This window comes from Azoarcus sp. DD4, assembly GCF_006496635.1.
Taxonomy (GTDB): domain Bacteria; phylum Pseudomonadota; class Gammaproteobacteria; order Burkholderiales; family Rhodocyclaceae; genus Azoarcus.
Genome location: NZ_CP022958.1, coordinates 4,696,801 through 4,718,445, shown reverse-complemented (window position 1 = coordinate 4,718,445; position 21,645 = coordinate 4,696,801). Strand labels below are relative to the sequence as shown.

Annotated in this window: 15 protein-coding genes; 14 read left to right on the top strand and 1 reads right to left on the bottom strand. The window is 62.1% G+C overall.

What is annotated here, in order from left to right:
* The 12 genes from CJ010_RS21810 to CJ010_RS21755 all read left to right on the top strand — a co-directional run bounded on the left by CJ010_RS21810 (position 1) and on the right by CJ010_RS21755 (position 18,062).
* Positions 1-3,621 (top strand): glycosyltransferase, encoded by a 3,621-nt coding sequence (locus CJ010_RS21810; protein ID WP_168225001.1) that lies wholly within the window; start codon positions 1-3, stop codon positions 3,619-3,621.
* 111 nt (positions 3,622-3,732) lie between these two features.
* Positions 3,733-4,701 (top strand): glycosyltransferase family 4 protein, encoded by a 969-nt coding sequence (locus tag CJ010_RS21805; protein WP_141019996.1) that lies wholly within the window; start codon positions 3,733-3,735, stop codon positions 4,699-4,701.
* On the top strand, positions 4,698-5,327 hold the full coding sequence (locus CJ010_RS21800) for a histidine phosphatase family protein (protein ID WP_141019995.1): 630 nt from the start codon (positions 4,698-4,700) through the stop codon (positions 5,325-5,327). Before CJ010_RS21805 ends, CJ010_RS21800 begins: the two co-directional genes overlap by 4 nt.
* Complete coding sequence (locus CJ010_RS21795; protein ID WP_141019994.1) at positions 5,324-6,442, top strand: glycosyltransferase; 1,119 nt, start codon at positions 5,324-5,326, stop codon at positions 6,440-6,442. The genes CJ010_RS21800 and CJ010_RS21795 overlap by 4 nt, the downstream gene beginning before the upstream one ends.
* Positions 6,443-6,619: 177 nt before the next feature.
* Complete coding sequence (locus CJ010_RS21790) at positions 6,620-7,996, top strand: glycosyltransferase family 4 protein (protein WP_141019993.1); 1,377 nt, start codon at positions 6,620-6,622, stop codon at positions 7,994-7,996.
* A gap of 461 nt (positions 7,997-8,457) precedes the next feature.
* A complete protein-coding gene (locus CJ010_RS21785) occupies positions 8,458-10,926 on the top strand; it encodes a glycosyltransferase family 1 protein (protein ID WP_168225000.1) in 2,469 nt (822 codons plus the stop codon).
* Positions 10,927-10,948: 22 nt separating this feature from the next.
* Complete coding sequence (gene gmd, locus CJ010_RS21780) at positions 10,949-11,980, top strand: GDP-mannose 4,6-dehydratase (protein ID WP_141019991.1); 1,032 nt, start codon at positions 10,949-10,951, stop codon at positions 11,978-11,980.
* 11 nt (positions 11,981-11,991) lie between these two features.
* Positions 11,992-12,876 (top strand): GDP-mannose 4,6-dehydratase, encoded by an 885-nt coding sequence (locus CJ010_RS21775; RefSeq protein WP_141019990.1) that lies wholly within the window; start codon positions 11,992-11,994, stop codon positions 12,874-12,876.
* Positions 12,877-12,973: 97 nt separating this feature from the next.
* Positions 12,974-14,113, top strand: coding sequence for a glycosyltransferase (locus CJ010_RS21770; RefSeq protein ID WP_141019989.1), 1,140 nt, complete (start codon positions 12,974-12,976; stop codon positions 14,111-14,113).
* 5 nt (positions 14,114-14,118) lie between these two features.
* Positions 14,119-15,084, top strand: coding sequence for an SDR family oxidoreductase (locus CJ010_RS21765; protein ID WP_141019988.1), 966 nt, complete (start codon positions 14,119-14,121; stop codon positions 15,082-15,084).
* Positions 15,081-16,109: a glycosyltransferase family 4 protein gene (locus CJ010_RS21760; protein WP_240794437.1), complete on the top strand. Its 1,029-nt coding sequence runs from the start codon at positions 15,081-15,083 to the stop codon at positions 16,107-16,109. The genes CJ010_RS21765 and CJ010_RS21760 overlap by 4 nt, the downstream gene beginning before the upstream one ends.
* Before the next feature lie 108 nt (positions 16,110-16,217).
* Positions 16,218-18,062, top strand: coding sequence for a nucleoside-diphosphate sugar epimerase/dehydratase (locus CJ010_RS21755; protein WP_168224999.1), 1,845 nt, complete (start codon positions 16,218-16,220; stop codon positions 18,060-18,062).
* Here the strand turns inward: CJ010_RS21755 and cysC are convergent.
* A complete protein-coding gene (gene cysC / locus CJ010_RS21750) occupies positions 18,059-19,843 on the bottom strand; it encodes an adenylyl-sulfate kinase (protein WP_141019987.1) in 1,785 nt (594 codons plus the stop codon). The two genes, CJ010_RS21755 and cysC, sit on opposite strands and share 4 nt — an antisense overlap.
* 194 nt (positions 19,844-20,037) lie before the next feature.
* On the opposite strand from cysC, the gene cysQ reads away from it, so the two are divergent.
* Positions 20,038-20,844, top strand: coding sequence for a 3'(2'),5'-bisphosphate nucleotidase CysQ (cysQ, locus tag CJ010_RS21745; RefSeq protein WP_141019986.1), 807 nt, complete (start codon positions 20,038-20,040; stop codon positions 20,842-20,844).
* A complete protein-coding gene (locus CJ010_RS21740) occupies positions 20,841-21,620 on the top strand; it encodes a sulfite exporter TauE/SafE family protein (RefSeq protein ID WP_141019985.1) in 780 nt (259 codons plus the stop codon). Before cysQ ends, CJ010_RS21740 begins: the two co-directional genes overlap by 4 nt.
* Positions 21,621-21,645 lie beyond the last annotated feature (25 nt).

Below are 21,645 nucleotides of genomic sequence, written 5' to 3'. Positions count from 1 at the left end.
TTGCGTATCCTCAGCCTGTTCGTCCGTTATGGAGATGCCGACTACAAAGGCGCCTATCAGGCGCTGATGGATTTCTATGCCGGGATGCCCGAGGTGAGCGTGGAGTCGGTACTGATAGATACCGCCCTCGCTCACGATGTTAAAGCCTGGATTGGAAGGCGGACGCTGATGTTGGCCGGCGACAACCGGCGTAGGGAGTTCAGCGGCTGGGACACGGCGATAGAGCATTGCCGGAAGAGGTTTGCAGACTTCGATCTGGTTCACCTGGTGACATCCGCTTTCCAGAACGAATACAACGGGTTCTATCCGTTGATCTGCAGGGAAATGCTCGATTATGTGCAGGCAACGCCGCAGGTGATGCTTGCGCACGTCGATGCCTATCCCGAGCGGGTGAGGCTTTACGGGCGCAGCTTCCAGACTTGGGGATGTTCGAAGTTCCTGTTCGCACGGCCGGCAGATATTCTGGCTCTAGGAAGTCTGGTGGGGCCGTTTGACGAGCCGGACTTCTTTCCGGCAGGGCGGACTGAGCCTTTCAATGCGGATGCTCCGCTTTCGGAGAATTACGCGCGTTTCCTGCTGGATTGGCTCACGGGTAGCGGCCTGCCGCACGGTCAGTGGCATTCGGTGTTCCGCTATGCGGATGAAAATGTCCAGAAGTTTCGTGCGAAGGCATTGTCCATACTGGACGAGCATAATCTGTCGCTGCGAATCCGCGAGTCGGGCGTACGAATCGTCGATTACACATGGTGGCATGCCAATCGCCATCGCATCGGGGATCTCGTGCCTCCCGACGAATTGATCCAGGTGCAGGAGCGTAATCGTTATCTGTTCGGCTCTCCGATAGTTGAAGGGCAAGCGCTTCGTCAGGCACCGTTCCCGCAGAAGGCGGGAATTGCCGCCTTGCTTGAAGACGAAGATGATGAACTGTTCACGGGAGGGCTTGGCCGGGCGCTACTGGCGGGCGTAGCCATGCCGCATGAGCTGACGCCTGCAGGCGCATGCATTGCGCGTGCAGGCATGCTCATCAAGGTGGGCTATCGGTTTTCTGCACGCCAGTTGAAGTGGTTGGCCGAGGTCAGCGAGGAACTTGTCCAGGACGCTCCGCTGCCGATTACACGGGGTCTGCATGCTGTGTGGCTGGCGCGGGACGATCTGCATCGGTCGCTGAATCTTGACACTGCAGAAGGACGTGAGGCCTTGGTAGTCTGGTGGAGCCGTCAGCACCGGGAGGAAGTCGACCTGTGTGTGTTGATGCCAGAGCGGGTTCTGGGCGAACCGGCTGCAACGCTGGAACAGGATGCTCCGCTGCCGCTTACTCGCGGTCTGCATGCCGAATGGCTGTCACGGCCGGATTTACGACAGGCGCTGGATCTTGGCTCTGCCGAGGGGCGTAAGGCCCTGGTGGTTTGGTGGGTCAGGGAGAACACGCAGGACGCCGGGCTACGCTCGCTGATACCGGAGTCGGCTCTGAGTGAACCGGATGCACGGCTCGAACAGGATGCACCGCTGCCGCTCACTCGTGGTCTGCATGCCATGTGGCTGGCGCGGGATGATCTGCAACAGTCAATGGACCTCGGTACCGCCGAAGGGCGTAGGGCCCTGGTGGCCTGGTGGAGCCGGGAGCGCCGGAACGATCCCGCGCTGCGCGCGCTGATCGCGGAGTCGGTTCTGAGCGAACCGGATGCAAGGCTGGAGCAGGACGCGCCGCTGCCGCTCACTCGTGGTTTGCACGCTGAATGGCTGGCGCGGCATGATCTGCAACAGTCAATGGACCTCGGTACTGCCGAAGGGCGCAGGGCCCTGGTGGCCTGGTGGAGCCGGGAGCGCCGGAACGATCCCGCGCTGCGCGCGCTGATCGCGGAGTCGGTTCTGAGTGAACCGGATGCAAGGCTGGAGCAGGACGCGCCGCTGCCGCTCACTCGTGGTTTGCACGCTGAATGGCTGGCGCGGCACGATCTGCAACAGTCAATGGACCTCGGTACCGCCGAAGGGCGTAGGGCCCTGGTGGCCTGGTGGAGCCGGGAGCGCCGGAACGATCCCGCGCTGCGCGCGCTGATCGCGGAGTCGGTTCTGAGTGAACCGGATGCAAGGCTGGAGCAGGACGCGCCGCTGCCGCTCACTCGTGGTTTGCACGCTGAATGGCTGGCGCGTGAGGACCTGCAACGGGTTTTCGATCTGGCGGCAAAGGCGGGACGTGAAGCATTGTCAGTCTGGTGGTATGTGACACACCGGGACGATGCATTCATCCGCGAGCTCGTTCGGCTTGAAGTGATGGAAGAGGTGATGCCTCTGCTCGTGCAAGATGAAGGCCGCCCGATCACCCGAGCGGAGTATCTCCTCTGGATCTCCCGCGAGGACCTGCGTGTCGCGTTTGACGTCAAGCAACGCGTTGGACGCAAAGCGTACTCTGAATGGCTGCTTGGATACGGAGCCGGGGAGAGTACGGTGCAGGGGGAGCGAGACGCTGCTTCTTCGCCAACCGTGTCTTCCGGCCCGACCAAGGGGGCCGGTTTCGCCGAAGGTGGCGTCAACGTCATTGGCTATGGCAGGGGAGAATTCGGTATAGGCGAAGACGTGCGTATGGCTGTTCGTGCGCTTTCGTGTATCGATATCGGGACGTGTGTGCCCCGCATTCCGTTGCGGGTCGCCGCAAGGCAGGAGGATGTCAGCCTTCGAGCGTACGAGGTGCCCCGGCCGCTGTTCCGGACAAACCTGATCTGCATGCCTCATTACGAGACGTTGCGTCTGCTTGCAGCGACGGGACACAGTATTCTTGATGAACGCTACAACATCGGCTTCTGGCAATGGGAGCTACCCAGGTTTCCCGCGCCAATGCGCTGCGCGCTGGATCTTGTGGACGAAATCTGGTCGGCCTCGTCCTTTACCGCGGAAGCAATGCGTGCCGTAACCGACAAGCCCGTGATTCGCATGCCGATGGTGGCAACGCTGCCGGCGCCGGAAAGGAAGTGGAGCAGATCGGATTTTTGCTTGAATGAAGGTGAATTCATCTTTCTGACGGTTCTGGATGGCAACTCCAGTCTGAAACGGAAGAATCCCCTGGCGGCGGTTCGGGCGTTCACAGCCGCTTTCCCGAAAAGCAAGCACGTGCGCCTGGTAGTCAAGGCCATGAATGTGAGCGAAGCTCAGTTGGAATGGCGCAGCGTTGTCGAGCATGCGGCCAGGGATGACCGGATCAGCCTGATTGTCGAGACCATGACAAAGGACAAACTGCTGGGGCTGCAATCGGTGTGTGACTGCTTTGTCTCGCTGCACCGTTCGGAAGGTTTTGGCCGGAACATTGCCGAAGCAATGCTGTTGGGCAAGCCGGTCATCGTGTCGGATTATTCAGGCAATAGGGATTTCACGACCGAGAAGACGGCCTTCCTAGTGCAGGGGCGGACGATACCGCTTGCTCAAGGGGATTATGCCTTCGGCGAAGGGCAGGTTTGGTTTGATCCCGATGTAGGAGCCGCTGCCGAGGCATTCCACAGATGTCTTGACCAGGCGGAGTCCCGGATGTCGATCGCCGCGGCGGGCAGGGCGTTCGTTCATGCGCGATATTCACCGGAGGCTGTCGGTGCTGCGTATGCGAAACGACTTGCGCATGTGAACGCCTCGTAAGGCGAGATGCCGTGTCACGCCCTCGTGCCTTCAACGGTAGCCAGGGGCGGGACGCAGCTTCGGTTTCCGGTCGTCCGACTGGAGAAGGCAACTGAATACTTGGTTATTTGAATGAAAAAGCTGACTGTCCTGATAACGACCTATCACGAGGCGTTCGTGGTGCGAGGCGGGGGGGAGTATGAACTTCTTTCCATCGCGGATGGCTTGCGGCAATGCGGGATCATTGCGGACATCTATGGGCCGTACTCCCGGCCTCTTGAATTCTACGATGTTGTCCTGCATTTCTCCGTGCATGGCGGTGGCTTGTCGCTTTTGCGTCAGATAAAGCAGGCGGGAAAACCGGTGGTGCTGTGGCCGAATCTTTGGGCCGACGGGCTCGATGATGCGGCGGTCAGCGCGATTCGGGAGCATGTCGCGCTGGCGGACTATGTGACATTCAAGTCCGGTGCCGAGATGCGGAATTTCCTGTCGCTGGTCGACGTTCCGGAAGCCCGGATCGTCAAGTGCAAGGCCGTGGCGGACATGAGCCATCTGAAGCCGGTTCCGCGTGCTCTTTTCCCGGAGTTGTACGGGGTGCGGGATTACGCACTCTGGATCGGTCTGATCGAGCCGCGCAAGAACCAGCGCTCCATCATTGGCCCGTTGCGGGAAAGAGGCATTCCCCTTGTGCTCGTAGGCAAGTATCGCGATCGGGCGTACTACGAAAGCTGCCGGAAGGCCGGGGGCAGCGATGTGATGTTCATTGACAGCCTGCCGCAGCGTTCCGAAATCCTGCGTTCGGCATTCCAGAATGCGCTCTTTTACGCGGAATTGTCGCTTGAACCCGCAGGGCTGTCGGCGCTGGACGCAGGGTTGTCGGGCTGTCGCCTGCTGCTCAGCGATTCCGATTGGTCGCGGGAGCATTTCCTGGAGCATGCCGAGTACGTGGATCCGCGTTCGACTGACGACATAGCTGCCGGCATCGGCAGGGTGTTAGATCGCCCGGCCCGCAATGAGGAACTGTCATCTCACGTGTCCGGATATTGTTTCCCGAATGCAATGGTGCCACTCGTTGACGTCCTGAGAAGGGCTGTCGAATGATTGTTTATCTAGTCAGACATGGACTGTCGAAAGCCAATTTGGCGCGACTTGTGACAGGGACGCCGGCAGACGGACTCGTTGATGAAGGGCGTCGTCAAGCCGAGGTGTTGGGGGCGTGGTTGCGTGGTGCGGGGGTCGTGCCCGACCGCTATCTGGTGAGTCATTGGGGACGCGCCCGGCAGACCGCCGATTTGCTCTATCCTGGCGCGCCATGGGTCGTTGACGAGCGTCTTGGCGAGACGAACGCCGGATCTGCCGCCGACATGACGCTGGAGTCGTTCCTGGAGTCATGGCCGGACTTCTACAGTTCTCATCTCAACGGCTATCCGGCGGGGGAGTCACATCAGGACCTGCACGAACGGGTTGCCAACGCCTGGGCAGATCTTCGGAAGAGCGACGCAGATGTGGTTCTCGCGGTTACCCATTCCGGTCCGATCAGTTGTCTGCTGCAGCAGATGCTTGGTATCGGAATGGATCGGTTTCCGGCCTTCCTGCCGTCCCACGCCAGTGTTTCCATCCTTGAGTCAGGGGTGCCCTCGGGGAGTGGAGATCCGTCTTTCCGACTGAGAGGATTCTCGGCCGGTCCTTTGCCTTTTGTGCCAACTTCGGCGGCGGCGGTCAGATGAAGAACGAAGACCAGTGCCGTGTGCTTGTGCTGCATAGGGAGTCCCTCGTGGCGCCCGGGGCGCCATCTCTTTCCGTATCCGCCAGGTTGACCGAAGCGCTGGACTATCTCGGCAGCGAGTCCGGTCTGGAGCATTGTTCGGTATCAGAAAGCGATGCCTGTATTGAGCGTGCAGTTGCATGGTGTGACGTCGTGCTGCTCAGCAAGCATCGGTCGGCGAGAACCCTGGAGTTGGTTCGTCTGGCCCGCCAGCTTGGCAAGGGGGTCATCTACGACATAGACGACTGGATATTCTCCTTCCCGAGCTATAGCGGGGGCGCCTCCTGTGCCGCGGATAACCACTCGATCGAGATAATCAGGCTATGTGATTTTGTAACCGTCGCAAACCCGGAGTTGATGCGACGCGTTCCACTGGTCGTGCCGGACGCGAAGCTCGTGTATCTCCCGAATGGCATGTGGGTAGAGCGTTATGAGCGACGTGTTGATGGGCGTGGGTCGAGTGAGTGCTCCGGAAGGGTTCTATTTACCAATGCCGATTTTCTGAAGGTTCAGGAGTCCAAGGAGGCAATCCTCAGTGCTCTGAACGTATTCTTCATGCGTCATCCGGGGTGCGTGCTGGATTTTTTCGGAGATCCTTTTCCGGAAATGTTCTCGCTGCCGTTTCTGCATTTCACCAACAGAATGCCCTATCAGGAGTACATGAGGGCGATTGTGTCCGGTGACTACATGTTTGCCATTACGCCGCTTGGCGCTGCAGAGGATGCAGAGTCCGCGGATTTCAATGCGTGCAAGAATCCTTTCAAGTACATCAATTACGGGGTGGCACGGATACCCGGGATTTACTCGTCGGCGAAAATCTATCGGGACTGTGTAAGTCATGGAAGGACCGGATTGCTTGTCGAGAACACCTTCGAAGACTGGCTGAATGCGATGGAGGAGTATGCGGTTTCAAGCTCCCTGCGGAAGGCGGTCAGCGATGAGACCTATGATCATGTCTTGCGTGACTTCCATGTGAGAGACGGCGCTCGTGTCCTGTCCCGGTTGTTGCAACAACTGGCCAGCGGCCGCGACATTATTGCCACACAGCTCACATCAGATCTGGATGGCGTTCGCTAGACGCTCTCCTTTCTCTTGTGCGCCGTGTTCTTTGAGGTGTGCTGCAGGTGGGTTTGTTGGGTTCTCAGGTGGTGTGGAAGGCCCCCTTTTTTGCGTTCTCGCATGAAGATGCGGAGACCGCAGCATCCCTGAGCGTTTCCGCTGAAACATGACTGAAAATTGGTTTCGGAGCAGCCGTTGAAAATCGTCTTCAATACCTACCCATTTGCATTCGCTCCCCCTGGGGGCGGAGAAGTCCAGCTGCTGCAATACAGGCGCCATCTGGAGGACGCCGGGATCGATGTTTCACTTTTTGATCTGTGGCAAGGGGGAGCGCAGTTGGTGGAGGGTTCTGTCATGCATTTTTTCTCATGCATGCCGGGCTCCCTCCCGTTCCTGAGTTTCTGCGCCCGCAGAGGAATGCCGATCGTTGTTTCGCCTAACCTCTGGATTACCGAAGAAACGATGCATCAGTACCCGGTGGATGACATTCGCGGGGCACTGACTATTGCCGATGCCGTTGTCTGCAATTCCGACATGGAGTGCGAGCAGCTTTCCCGCACGTTTGGATTGAGACGAGGGAAATTCCACACCGTATACAACGGTGTGGATGCAGCGTACTTCATCCCGGTTGCCCCGGATGTTTTTCGCCAGGCGTTCGGCTTGAAAGGGAAATTCGTACTGAATGTTGCGAACATCGAGCGGCGGAAGAACCAGTTGGCGCTTGTCCGTGCGATGAAGAGTTTCCCGGATTTGAGGCTCGTGGTTCTTGGACACGTAAGAGACCAGGCTTACGCCAATCAGTGCGCAAGCGAGGGCGGTGAGCAATGGTTGCACGCCGGCAGCCTGCCGCATGGTTCGGAATTGCTACGTTCGGCCTTTGCTGCGTGCGAGTTGTTTGCGCTGCCCAGCACGCTTGAAACACCTGGATTGGCTGCGCTGGAGGCCGCCGCGTGTGGGCGTCCTGTGGTGGTCACGGCGGAAGGTTCCACGTCCGAGTATTTCGGGCAGGGCGCGATCTACGCCGATCCTGCCCGGGTTGATAGCATCGTTCAGGCCATCGATGCGGCCCTCGTTTCCCCACCGCCTTCGATGCAAGGCAGAGTCGAAAGCGCATTCGCGTGGCAACACGTTATCAAGAAACTTATCCCTGTCTACGAAAGCGTATTGGCGCAGCAGAAGGAGAAAGCTACTTATTTTGCCAGTCGGGAAATGACCGGCGAAGGCTTCAATGCGCCGGAACTTGATGACGAGGGGTGCTTCGTCTGGAGTCGGCGGGAGTCGACTCTGGTCGTGAAAGAAGGGCTTGTCACGTGGCGCTGGTGGGCCCCGTCGGATATCGAAGTGGATATTCGTCTCGACGGTGAGCTGTTTAGAGAGGCAGTCCGGGTGAGCACTCAGTGGGCACCCTTTGCGCTGGAACTGCCCCCCCGCATTGACGGTGCAAAGAGGAAACTTGGCATTCGTGTGCGTGGCGATGTAGTCGTCGAGGGAGAGCGGGAACTAGGAGTGCTGTTCCGTGACCTGTCGTGGCTGGGCGGGGCTGCGCCGTCGGCTGAGGAGTGCGAGGCGTAGTGTTTGGCGCGGAGGCTGGTGTCCTGGAAGGCGCAGGTGTTGAGGGGGGCTTTCATCCGGCAAAGTGTGGTGAGTGGGGCTGGCTCCTCTGGAGTGCCTTGGAGTTTTCATTGCGGTTGCTCGGTACTCTCACAGATATCGATGGCTTTGCGCTTGAAAATGCAAGCTGGTTATCAAGTCCTGCAGTGGCGGTGAACTGCTCTTTTCTACCGGATTGGATGTAGGCAATTCGGGGTTCGAGTTTTCGTTGCCGACCCAGGGGCAGGGTGCCTGGACTCGCCTGTGCTGTGAGGTGGAAGCGCAGGATGCGACGAATCAACCGGACCCACGGGATCTTGGTCTGGCCATCAGGCGGATACGCGTTCTTTGACGCATAGAATCAGGTGTATGAGATGAGAATTGTGCTGGATCTTCAGGGGGCGCAAACGGGGAGCCGGCTCCGTGGTATCGGACGGTATTCCATGGCGCTCGCGAAGGCGATGATCAGAAACGGTAAGGAGCACGAATTTTTTGTTGTTCTGAACGGTCTCTTCCCGGAAACGATAGGTTCGATTCGTGCCGAATTGGAAGGGCTTGTCCCGTTCGATAACATCAGGGTATGGGATGCCGCGGGGCCGGTTCATGCCATGGATCCGGCCAATGACTGGCGGAGGTTTGCTGCCGAGCTGACGCGGGAAGCATTCATACAGAGCCTGAATCCCGATTTTGTTCACATCAGCAGTCTGATGGAGGGGTTCGGGGATAACGGCGTGCATAGTATTGGCCGCGCGCCGCATCCGTTTCCGGTCGCTGTCACTTTCTACGATCTGATTCCATTGATCCAGAAGAGTGTCTACCTGGATATGGATCCTGCGTATCGCAGGCCATATTATGAAAAGCTGGACTACATGGAGAAGGCCGATCTACTGTTCGCGATTTCGGAATCGTCCAGGCAGGAGGCCATCGAGCACCTTCATGCATTTCCAGAGGATGTAATCAATATCGGCGCCGCCGTGGACGACGTGTTTCGTCGTGTTCCGGTGTCTGAAGAGACGCGACGGGCCGTGATGGAGAAATACGGCGTAGGCAGGGAATTCATCATGTATTCCGGCGCAACCGATGACCGTAAAAACCACCTTGGCCTGATAGAGGCATATTCCCTTTTGCCCTCGGAGATACGGCGAAAGTACCAGTTGGTTCTCGTGGGAGGATTGCCGCGAGATCACAAGGAGAAATTTCGGGCGTTCTCGCGTCTGAAGTTGGGTGATGAAGATGATGTAGTGATCACTGATCGTGTGACTGACGAAGAACTCCTGATCTTCTACAACCTCTGCTCTTTGTATGTCTTTCCGTCGTGGCACGAGGGGTTTGGTCTGCCTGCGCTCGAAGCCCTTGCTTGCGGGGCTCCGGTCATTGGTTCGAACAATACGAGCATCCCAGAGGTGCTGGGAAGGCAGGATGTGCTGTTTGATCCGTTCAGTCCCGTGGCCATTGCGGCCAAGATCGAGGAGGTCATCAGCGACCCCGATCTGCTGCAGGACTTACGGGCGCACGGTCCGGTTCAGGCTGGCAAGTTCTCGTGGGATGTGTCTGCAAAAAGGGCACTGGAGGGCATGGAGGCGTGGCATCGTTGCAGTGAGGGGCACTCGTCGCGAATCAACAGGTTTGTCGGGACCGAGTTCCCACCAAAATGGTTGTTCCCCAAAATCGAACGGTTGCCCGGGATTGAAGGGAACGAATGGTGCCTGGACATTCTGCGGGACCGGGTTGCACATAGCCGCTCCCGTTTTCCTCGGGCCCTGTTCGTGGATGTTTCAGAACTTGTTCAGCGGGACGGCAAGTCGGGCATACAACGGGTGGTCCGAAGCATCTTGAAGGCATTGTTCAGAAGGCCGCCGGAAGGGTTCGTGGTCAAGCCTGTCTATGCAACGACAGATGGTTTGGGATACCGGTATGCTGGCGAAATCTGGAAGCAGTATTGCCCGGAGGGGCTGGTAGAAGAGGGATGCATCGATTTCTGTTCGAGCGATGTGTTTTTCGGCCTGGACATGCAACATCATGTAATCCCGTATCAGTCCGCGTTCTACGGCGCCTTGCGAAAATTCGGCGTTCGGGTTTATTTCCTGATCCACGATCTTCTTCCGGTCTTGTCGCCGGAGTTTTTCCCTCCGGCGACGTATGAAGATCATCGTCGATGGCTGAAGGTGCTTTCCGAATCGGCTGACGGTCTGGTTTGTGTCTCCAGAACGGTTTCGGAGGAGCTGAAAGCCTGGTTGCAGGAGAATCCGCCGGCACGCGCGGAGCGCCTCCTGATCGGTTGGTCCCACAATGGCGCGGATATCGAGCAGTCCGTACCCACTTGCGGTCTTCCGGACGATGCCGGCCAGGTTCTTGAGGCGATCGCGGGGGCAATGAGCTTCCTGTCGGTGAGCACGATAGAGCCCAGAAAAGGACATGCCCAGATTCTGGACGCTGCGGATCTTCTGTGGGAGGCTGGTGAGGATGTGTGCCTTGTATTTGTCGGGAAGCAGGGCTGGAATGTCGAGGCGCTCGCCGGGCGGATCAAGAGCCACCGGCACTTCGGCAAGCGCCTGTTCTGGTTGAACGGCGTCAGTGACGAATATCTGGCCCAGGTGTATCGGAGTTCGAAGTGCTTGCTTGCCGCATCTCTGGGCGAAGGTTTCGGCTTGCCGATAGTCGAGGCCGCGATCAATCGCATCCCGATGATCGTTCGTGATATTCCCGTTCATCGGGAGGTGGCTGGCCACGGCGCGCGCTATTTCTCCGGGCTTGAAGGCGGTGATCTGGCCGCAGCAATGAGAAAATGGATTGCAGATTATCGGCGCAACCTTGTCTTGATGCCCGATGGAGTGAAGGTGATCGACTGGCAGCAGAGCACGGAGAACTTGATGAAAGTTATCCTGGGCGGCGAATGGTCGGATTCAGTTTGATGGTTATTTGAGGAAAAAGAGAATGAAAGCTGTGGTAACGGGGATTACTGGCCAGGATGGTGCCTATCTTGCTGAGCTCCTGCTGCAAAAGGGGTACGAGGTCTATGGCACCTTCCGTCGTACGAGCTCGGTGAATTTCTGGCGTATCGAGGAACTCGGCATCCAGAATCACCCCGACCTGCATCTGGTGGAGTACGACCTTACCGATCTGTCCTCCAGCATCCGCCTGCTGCAGACCAGCGGCGCGACCGAGGTCTATAACCTCGCTGCCCAGAGTTTCGTGGGCGTGTCTTTCGAGCAACCGATCACCACCGCGGAGATAACCGGCCTGGGCGCCGCCAACCTGCTGGAGGCGATTCGTATCGTCAATCCGAAGATCCGCTTCTACCAGGCGTCCACTTCCGAAATGTTCGGCAAGGTGCAGGCGATTCCCCAGACGGAGACCACCCCCTTCTACCCGCGTAGCCCCTACGGCGTGGCCAAGCTCTACGCGCACTGGATGACGGTGAACTACCGCGAGAGCTACGGGATCTTCGGCACCAGCGGCATCCTGTTCAACCACGAATCGCCGCTGCGCGGCCGCGAGTTCCTTACGCGCAAGGTGTCGGACAGCGTCGCCAAGATCAAGCTGGGCAAGTTGGATGTACTCGAACTCGGCAACCTGGATGCCAAGCGGGACTGGGGCTACGCAAAGGAGTACGTGGATGGCATGTGGCGGATGATGCAGGCCGACAAGCCCGACACTTATGTGTTGGCGACGAACCGGACCGAAACCGTGCGTGACTTCGTGACCATGGCGGGAAAGGCGGTGGGGTACGACTTGCAGTGGGAAGGCAAGGAGGAGAATGAGGTTGGTATCGACCGAATCTCCGGCCGTACGCTGGTGCGCGTGAATCCGAAGTTCTACCGCCCAGCCGAGGTCGACCTGCTGATCGGCAGCCCGGAAAAGGCCAGGCGCGAACTCGGCTGGGAGCCGAAGACAACCCTGGAGCAGCTTTGCCAGATGATGGTGGAGGCGGACGTTCGCCGTAACGAGCGCGGCTTCTCGTTCTGAGCGAGGGTGAGATGAAACGCGTGCTGATAACGGGCATCAAGGGCTTCACTGGCCGGTATGTCGCTGCCGAGCTCGAGCGGCACGGTTGGGAAGTGTGTGGCATCGGTTCGCACGAGGAAGCGGGCGATACCCGGTATCGGCGCGTTGATCTCTTGGATACGACTGGTCTGCGCACGGTGATCGCAGAGGTCCAGCCGGATGCGGTGGTGCACCTGGCGGCGATCGCGTTTGTCGGGCACGGCGATGCGGATGCGTTCTACACGGTAAACCTCATCGGCACGCGCAACCTGCTCGCCGCGCTGGCTGCGTGTGGCAAAACGCCGGAATGCGTGCTGTTGGCGAGCAGTGCCAATGTGTACGGCAACGCCACCGAAGGCGTACTCGGAGAGGCGGCCCCGGCCAATCCTGCCAACGATTACGCAGTTAGCAAGCTGGCCATGGAGTACATGGCCAGATTGTGGATGGACAAGCTGCCGATCGTAATCGCGCGGCCGTTCAACTACACCGGTGTGGGGCAGTCGGAATCCTTCCTGTTGCCCAAGATCGTCGGCCACTTCCGCCGCGGCGAGGAAGTGGTCGAGCTCGGCAATCTGGATGTTTGGCGGGACTTTTCCGATGTGCGGGCGGTGGCGGAAGCCTACCGTCGGCTGCTGGAGACTGCCCCGGCGGGTGCAACGGTGAATGTGTGCTCTGGGCGGACGCATTCCCTGCGGGAAGTGATCTCGATGGCGGAAGAAATTTGCGGACGTCCGATTAGCGTGCAGGTGAATCCGGCCTTTGTCCGTGCCAACGAGGTAAAGAGTCTGTGCGGCGATGCATCCAGGCTGAGGTCGATCATCGGCGACTGGACGACCCCTCCTCTGGTGGAGACCTTGCGCTGGATGCTGGCACAGTGAATTGTGCGCAGTGCCGCCGAGCCTTGGGCTTCGGGACAGAAGCAATGGCCTGTTCCGGGACGGTCGAGCCAAGGAGGAGTCTCCGGGTGGGGGAGGAATGATTTCGACCTCTTTACGCGTGCTTCACGTCTATCGGACCTATTTCCCCGACCCGCCGGGGGGGTTGCAGGAGGCCATTCGGCAGATCTGTGGGGCAACCCGGTCGTTCGGTATCGAGAACACGATTTTCACCCTGTCGCCTGCATCCGAGCCTTCGGTGCTGCAACGCCCGGAGGCGAGAGTCGTCCGGTGCCGTTCCTGGGCCGCTCCAGCGTCCTGTGATCTCGGTGGCCCCGCGGCGTTCACGCGGTTTCGGGAATTGGCCGACGAGGCTGACGTCGTTCACTACCATTTCCCCTGGCCATTTGCCGATGTGATGCACCTGGCGAAAGGGTGTTCGACGCCGTCGGTACTGACCTACCACTCCGATGTCGTGCGCCAGCGATTGCTCGGCGCCCTCTATCGCCCGCTGATGATGCGGATGCTGAGGTCCATGAGCGCGGTCGTGGCGACCTCGCCAGCCTATGCACGGACGAGCGAGGCGCTATCGGCGCCAGGCGTTCAGCGGTTGGTCAGGGTCGTTCCGCTCGGCATCGATGATCAGTCCTATCCGACGGACGGTGATGAGGGTGTCCTGGGCAGGTTGCGCATTTCCCAGGGCGAGCCGTACTTCCTGTTCATCGGCGTATTGCGCTATTACAAGGGCCTGCACTTTCTGATTGAAGCCGCGTCGCGAGTCGGTGCCAGGATCGTGATTGCCGGCTCCGGCCCGGAGGAAGCGGCGCTTCGTGCGCTGGCGGATACGCTCGGCGTGCGCAACGTTATTTTCGCGGGGCAGGTGTCCGTCGAGGAGAAGGTGGAGTTGCTGCGTCACTGCCGTGCTTTGGTACTTCCATCGCACCTGCGCTCGGAAGCCTTCGGCATGGTGTTGGTCGAAGCGGCAATGTCGGGGAAACCGATGATTTCATGTGAAATCGGGACTGGAACTTCGTTCGTCAATGCCGACGGCGAAACCGGGCTCGTGGTCGAGCCCGAGAAGCCTGCCGCGCTTGCGGATGCCATGAGTCGGCTGCTTGCCGATGAGGTGTTGGCGGCACGTATGGGGGTGGCGGCAAGGGAGCGTTACGAGCGGCTGTTCTCCGGTGAGGCGCTGGGGCGCGAGTACGCGGCGCTGTATCGGGAAGTCGCGGCACGTTGAGTTCGATGATCGAACGTATTTCTGCGGCCGCGGGCTGTATTTTGGTGACAGGCGGGGGGGGATTCATCGGTTCGGCCGTGCTTGCACGCCTGCAGCTCGGGCGAGTGCCTGCGGTCGGAGCGGCCCGCGGTGCCCAGCTTCCGCCCGGATGCGTGCGCGGCCCATCCCTGGAAGCCGGTGGGGCTTGGTCGTCACTGCTTGATGGTTGCGAGGCAGTGGTTCATACCGCCGCGCGGGTGCATGTGATGCACGATTCCGCCACCGACCCTTTGCATGCCTACCGGCAGGCGAATGTCGCCGGCACTTTGAGTCTTGCACGGCAGGCCGCAACAGCAGGGGTACGGCGTTTCGTGTTCATCAGTTCGATCAAGGTCAATGGCGAGCACACAGAGGTCGGCCGGCCGTTTGCGGCGGACGATGTTCCGGTGCCGCTGGATGCTTACGGCGTGTCGAAGAACGAGGCCGAACAGGGGCTCAGGGCGCTGGCCGCGGAGACCGGCATGGAAGTCGTCATCATCCGCCCGCCCCTGGTCTACGGCCCCGGCGTGAAGGCGAACTTCCTCAGCATGATGCATTGGCTGAAACGGGGCCTGCCTCTGCCCTTGGGGGCGGTGACGGACAACCGCCGCTCGCTGGTCGCGCTGGACAATCTGGTGGATCTGATCGTCACCTGCATCGATCATCCCGCCGCGGCGAACGAGACCTTCCTGGTGTCGGACGGCGAAGACGTGTCGACCGCCGATCTGCTCTCCCGCCTGGCGCGTGCGATGGGGGTGCCTGCGCGCCTGCTGCCCGTCCCGGTCTGGCTGCTGGAAGCGGGGGCCGCCGCGCTCGGCAGGCGCGCGATGATGCAGCGGCTGTGCGGCAGTCTGCAGGTGGATATCTCGAAAACGCGCGACCTGCTCGGCTGGCGTCCGCCCATCGGTGTCGATGAGGGCCTGCGGCGGACGGCCGCCGGATATCGCCGATGATGGGCTGGTATGTGCAATGCGGGCTAGCGCTTGCTGTCGCGCTGCTGTCCGGTCTGCTGGTCGGCGTGTTGCGCCGCTATGCCTTGGCGCGGAGCCTGATGGACGTGCCCAACGCACGCAGTTCGCACACTGCGCCGACGCCGCGTGGCGGTGGGGTGGCCATCGTGGTGAGCATGTCCCTGGCGCTGCTTGTGCTGAGTGCGATGGGGGTGATCGATGGGCATGCGCTGTGGGCCTTGGTTGGGGCGGGTGGGCTGGTGGCGCTGGTCGGTTTTCTCGACGACCATGGGCATGTCGCGGCCCGTTGGCGCTTGCTGGCCCATTTTGCCGCAGCGGCCTGGGCCTTGTACTGGCTGGGCGGCGTCCCCGCCCTGATGTTCATGGGGGTGACGGTCGGCGCGGGCTGGTTGTGGGCGGTGCTGGCGGCGGTCTACCTGGTCTGGCTGCTCAACCTATACAACTTCATGGATGGCATCGACGGCATTGCCGGGGTCGAGGCCGTCTGCGTCTGTGTCGGTGGCGCCTTGCTCTACATCCTGCACGGTCTGCCGGGCCTGGCCCTGCCGCCGTTGCTGCTGGCTGCCGCGGTGGGGGGCTTCCTGTACTGGAACTTCCCGCCGGCGAAAATCTTCATGGGCGATGCGGGCAGCGGTTTCCTCGGTATCGTGCTGGGCGTGATGTCGTTGCAGGCCGGCTGGGCGGCGCCGCAACTGTTCTGGGCATGGCTGATCCTGCTCGGTGTGTTCGTGGTCGATGCCACCTTCACCCTGTTGCGCCGCCTGCTGCGCGGCGAGCGGGTGTATGAAGCGCATCGCAGCCACGCTTACCAGTACGCCGCCCGCGAGCTTGGCAGCCATAGGCCGGTCACGCTCGCGGTGGGGGCGATCAATCTGGGCTGGTTGTTGCCGCTGGCGGTGTGGGTGGGCCTGGGTGGCATTGACGGCTTCGCCGGCATGGCGATCGCGTATGCGCCCTTGCTTGCGCTGGTACTCCGCTTCAATGCGGGGAAGCAGGAGGCTGCCTAGTCCGGGCGTTGCGGCAAGGCGACAGCGGTACCGTTCCGGGGCGGTAGAATCCGCTCCGAGTGAATCGCCTCACTGTCCCATGCGCCCGGCGGTGATGCGCAGCTACTGATGAAAACATATACGCGCCCGTTTCTCGTTTTTGCCTTCGACCTGTTTGCCGTCGTGCTCGCCTGGGGCGGCGGCATGCTGTTGCGCTTCAATTTCCAATGGCCGCCGGAGTACACCGGCAAGACGCTCGCAACCATCGCCGTACTGCTCTTTGTGCATGGCGCGGCATGTCGCTGGGCTGGACTGTATCGGGGCATGTGGGTGTTCGCGAGCCTGCCCGATCTGAAGCGGGTGTTCAAGGCCATCGGCGTTTCGACGGCTTTCGTCATGGCGCTGGTGGCGCTCGATCGCGGTTGGCCGGCCACGCCGCGTTCGATGTTGCTGCTCTATCCGATGATGTTGTTGATGATCATGGGGGGCGGGCGCGCTGCGTGGCGGATGTGGAAGGAACATCGCCTTTACGGCGGTCTGATCGCCGCCGGCAAGCCGGTGGTGGTGGTCGGGGCGGGAACCGGTGGTGCGATGCTGGTGCGTGAACTGCAGCGCAGCCCCGACTGGCGGGTGGTGGCGCTGGTCGATGACGATCCCGCCAAGTGGGGACGCGAGCTTTACGGTTATCGGGTGGCTGGCGCAATCGATGCGTTGCCGCAGGTGCTGGAGGATTACAAGGCCCACCACGTCATCCTGGCCATGCCCTCTGCGGCAGCCAAGGCATTGCAGCGCGCGGCGGACCTTGCTGTCAGGGCGGGGGCGCATGTGTTCAAAGTGCCCGGCCTGGAAGACCTGATGAGCGGCAAGGTGGCGGTCAGTGCGATGCGCCGCGTCGAGATCGAGGACTTGCTCGGCCGCGAGCCGGTGCGGATCGACAGCGCCCATGTGAAATCGATCATTGCCGACCGCACCGTGCTGATTACCGGTGCCGGCGGTTCGATCGGCAGCGAACTCTGCCGCCAGGTCGCACGCTTTGCGCCGGCGCGGCTGGTCCTCTTCGACGCCAACGAGTACGCCCTGTACACCATCGAGCAGTGGTTCGCCCTGCACCGGCCGGACATCCGTGTCATACCGTTGGCCGGCGACGTGCGCGACGCCGGGCGCCTGGACGAGGTGTTTGCCGGCTACCGCCCTCAGCTCGTGCTGCACGCCGCGGCCTACAAGCACGTGCCGCTGATGGAGATCGACAACGCCTGGCAGGCGGTGCGCAACAACGTGCTGGGTACGCTGCAGGTGGCCGAGCATGCGCAGCGCTACGGTGCCGAGCGTTTCGTGCTGATCTCCACCGACAAGGCGGTGAATCCCACCAATGTCATGGGGGCGACCAAGCGCCTGGCCGAGATGGTGTGCGAGGCGCTGCAGTGTGCGGGGCGGGAGCACGGTGCGACGACGCAGATCGAGATGGTGCGTTTCGGCAACGTGCTGGGCAGCACCGGCAGCGTGATTCCGAAGTTTGCGGAGCAGATTGCCCGTGGCGGCCCGGTGACGGTGACCCATCCGGAGATCAACCGCTATTTCATGTCCATCCCGGAGGCGGCGCAGCTTGTGCTGCAGGCGGCGGCGATGGGGCAGGGCGGCGAGGTCTTCGTGCTCGACATGGGCGAGCCGGTCAGGATCGTCGACCTCGCGCGCAACATGATCCGCCTGTCCGGTTACGACGCAGACGATATCCGCATCGAGTTCATTGGTTTGCGGCCTGGCGAAAAGCTCTACGAGGAACTCCTCGCCGACGACGAACACACCTGCCGGACGCCACACAGCAAGCTGCGCATCGCACGCTCGCGCCCGGTGGACGTCGGCTTCCTCGATGCCATGCGTGCCTGGCTGGCAACGCCCGGTCCGGTGGCCGACGACACCGTCCGGGCCAGCCTGAAGCGCTGGGTGCCCGAGTACACCCCGGACCAGCGCTACTAGCGTTCTGCGGCGGGCTGCCGTCCGACGCCGAGGGCGGTGGCCAGTTGTGCCACCGCCGCGCGCAGATCGCCGCTTGCGCCGGCGATGACCACGTCCGGGTGCTCCGGCGCTTCGTAGGGGCTGCCGATGCCGGTCATGTTCGGCAACTGGCCGCTCCTCGCCTTCTTGTAGAGCCCCTTGGGGTCGCGCCCTTCGCAGACTTCGAGCGGGGTATCGACGAACACCTCGACGAAGTGTTCCGTGCCGATCAGCTCGCGCGCCATGTCGCGCTCGCGGCGGAAGGGTGAGATGAAGGCCGTCATGACGATCAGCCCGGCATCCAGCATCAGGCGCGCCACTTCGGCGATGCGCCGGATGTTCTCGACGCGGTCGGCGTCGGTGAAGCCGAGATCCTTGTTGAGCCCCTGACGGACGTTGTCGCCGTCGAGGATGTAGGTGCGCAGCCCCTGCTCGTGCAGGGCGACTTCCAGGGCATTGGCGAGGGTGGATTTGCCCGAGCCCGACAGGCCGGTGAACCACACGACCTTGCCGGCATGGCCGTTGAGGCGCTCGCGATCCTTGCGGGCAACGGCCAGCGCCTGCTTGTGCACGTTCTGGGCGCGGCGCAGGCTGTGCCGGATCATGCCGGCCGCTACCGTAGCGCGGGTGTAGCGGTCGACCAGGATGAAGCCGCCCAGCGCGTGCGATGCCGTATAGGTGTCGAAGCAGAGCGCCTTGCTGGTGGCGAGATTGCACACGGCAATGTCGTCGAGTGCGAGCTTGCGGCTTGCTTCGTGGGCGAGGGTGTCGACGTCGATGCGGTGCTTGATCGCGGTGAGCGAGGCCTGCGCCCGCTGCGTGGCGAGTTCGATGTCGTAGCTGCGGCCGACCAGTCCGGCGTCTTCGTCCATCCACACCAGCGTGGCCTCGAACTGGTCGGTGGTCTCCAGCGGGGCTTGCGCCAGCGACAGGACGTCGCCGCGGGCGGCATCGATGGCTGCGTCCATGCGCAGGGTTACGGCGTCGCCGCGCCGCGCCACCGGTAGCGGGCCATCCATGGCGATGATCTCCGCGACGCGGGCGGTCTGGCCGGACGCGGTCACGCGGATCTGGTCGCCCACCCGGATCGAGCCCTCTGCCACCGTGCCGCTGAAGCCGGGGGCCTCCGTGCCCGGTTGGCCGATCCCTTGCACCGGAAAGACGAAGCGCGACGGGGGCGGCGCGGCGTCCAGGCTTTCCAGGCAGACGAGCAGGGTGGGGCCGTCGTACCAGGGCGTGCGCGCCGAACGCTGCACGAGGTTGTCGCCGTGTGCCGCGCTCAGGGGGATGGTCGTGACGGAGACGAAGTCGAGGGAAAGGGCAAAGGACGCGAAGGCGTGGCAGATGTCGTCGTAGCGGGCTCGATCGAAGCCGACGCTGTCCATCTTGTTGATCGCCAGCACCACGTGGCGAATGCCGGCGAGCGCGGCAATGAGGGCATGTCGCCGTGTCTGGGTGCGCAGTCCGGCGCATGCGTCGACCAGCAGCACCGCCGCGTCCGCCGTGGAGGCGGCGCTCAGGAGATCGCGGGTGTGCTGTGCCCGGCCGGGGGCGTCGGCGACGAGGTAGCTGCGCTGCCGGGTCGAGAAGCCGCGGCTGGCGGGATCGTTGGGGAGGCCTTGCTCGCGCTCGGCGCCGGCGTCTGCCAGCAGGCGATCGACGAGGGTGCTCTTGCCGTCGCCCTCGCTGCCGCAGGTAATGACATGGAGCGGGCCCGGTGACCCGTCGGCAGCGGAAAAGGCCGCGGGGGGGGATGTGTTCATCAGGGATGTCCTTCTTGCATCGTTCTTTCCAGGCGGCCCGCGGTGTCGTTTGCCGTCTGGCGGCGCGCAAGGTCGGGCGCATCACATGCAATGGTGGTGACGCGATCCGGGTGACTGTGGTTTCCGGCTTGGATTTAACCGCAAGGTGCTAGCATTTTGCGAATTCGTTTTCACGTTTTTGCAAAATACGACAGATGCTGCAACTAGATCAGCTGGTCCCCCCGGTGGCCGATATCGCCCGGGCAGCGGGGGAAGTCATCCTGGAAATCTACCAGGCCGCCGCACCCGACCCGGAAGGCGGTTTGCTGGCGTACAAGGCCGACGACAGCCCGTTGACGCGTGCCGATGTCGCGGCGCATGCGCTGATTGCGGCTCGCCTGAGTGCGCTCGATACGGTCTGGCCCGTGGTGTCGGAAGAGGATGTCGCATCGCTTGCGCACCGGCGCAGCCCCGGCACGTTCTGGCTGGTCGATCCGCTCGACGGCACCAAGGAGTTCCTCGCCCGCAACGGCGAGTTCACGGTGAACATCGCACTGGTGAGCGACGGTGTCGCGGTGCTCGGCGTCGTGTATGCACCGGTTCTCGACCAGCTGTACTGGGGCGGGCGTGGCGTGGCGGCATGTCGCGCCGACAATGGACGGGTGCTGCCCATCCGTGTCGCCGAACCGGTGCCGGACGGCGCGACCTGGCGGGTGGTGGCAAGCAAGAGCCACCTCAACGCCGAGACGTCCGCCTTCATCGCGAAACTGGGCACGCATGCGCTGGTGCAGGCGGGCAGCTCGCTCAAGCTCTGCCGGGTGGCCGAAGGGACGGCGGACGTCTATCCGCGCCTGGCGCCGACCTGCGAGTGGGATACCGCCGCTGCCCAGGCGGTGCTCGAGGCGGCCGGCGGCGTGGTCTGCGATGTCGGCGGGGCTGCACTGCGCTACGGCAAGACCGAACTGCTCAATCCGCACTTCATCGCTGCGTCGTCGCTCGCCGGCCTGCCGATTCCCGCATGATGGACGGCAGCTACGCTGCCGCCGGGGCGCTTACCGGCTTCTTCGTCGGCCTGACGGGGGTGGGCGGCGGTGCGCTGATGACGCCCATCCTGCTGCTGTTCTTCAATGTGCCGCCAGCGACGGCGATTGCCACCGATCTGTGGTTCGCCGCCATCACCAAGCTGGTGGGGGCGGCGATCCACAACGGTGCCGGGCAGGTCGACTGGCAGGTCGTGAAGCGCTTGTGGTGGGGCAGCCTGCCGGTGGCGGTGCTCGTGGTCGTCGTCGTCAGCCTGGGTGCCGATGTGCTGCGTGTGGAATGGTTGAGCCGGGCAGTGGGTGCCGTTGTGTTGATCACCGCCTTCGGTCTGTTGTTCGCACCGCGCTTGCAGGCCGTCGCACGCGGCCGGCGACTGGGACGTCCGGCGCGCTTCAAGGCCGTGCAGCCGGCGTTGACGGTGGCCGCGGGGGCGGTGCTGGGCCTGTTCGTCGCCCTGACCTCGGTCGGCGCGGGCGCGCTGGGCAGCGTCATGCTGCTCTACCTCTATCCGCTGCGCATGAAGCCGCACCGGCTGGTGGCGACCGACATCGTGCATGCGATTCCACTGGCGGTGGTGGCGGGCCTGGGTTACCTGATCGCGGGCATGGTCGACGGGTGGATGCTGGCCAGTCTGCTTGCCGGGTCCATTCCCGCCGTCATACTCGGGAGCATGCTTGCGACGCGGGTGTCGGCTCGGGGTGTTCAGCTTGCGCTGGCCGCCGTGTTGGCCGCGGCGGGAGCGAAGGTACTGCTGTAGCGGCTCGGCGATGAGGGCGGCCGGA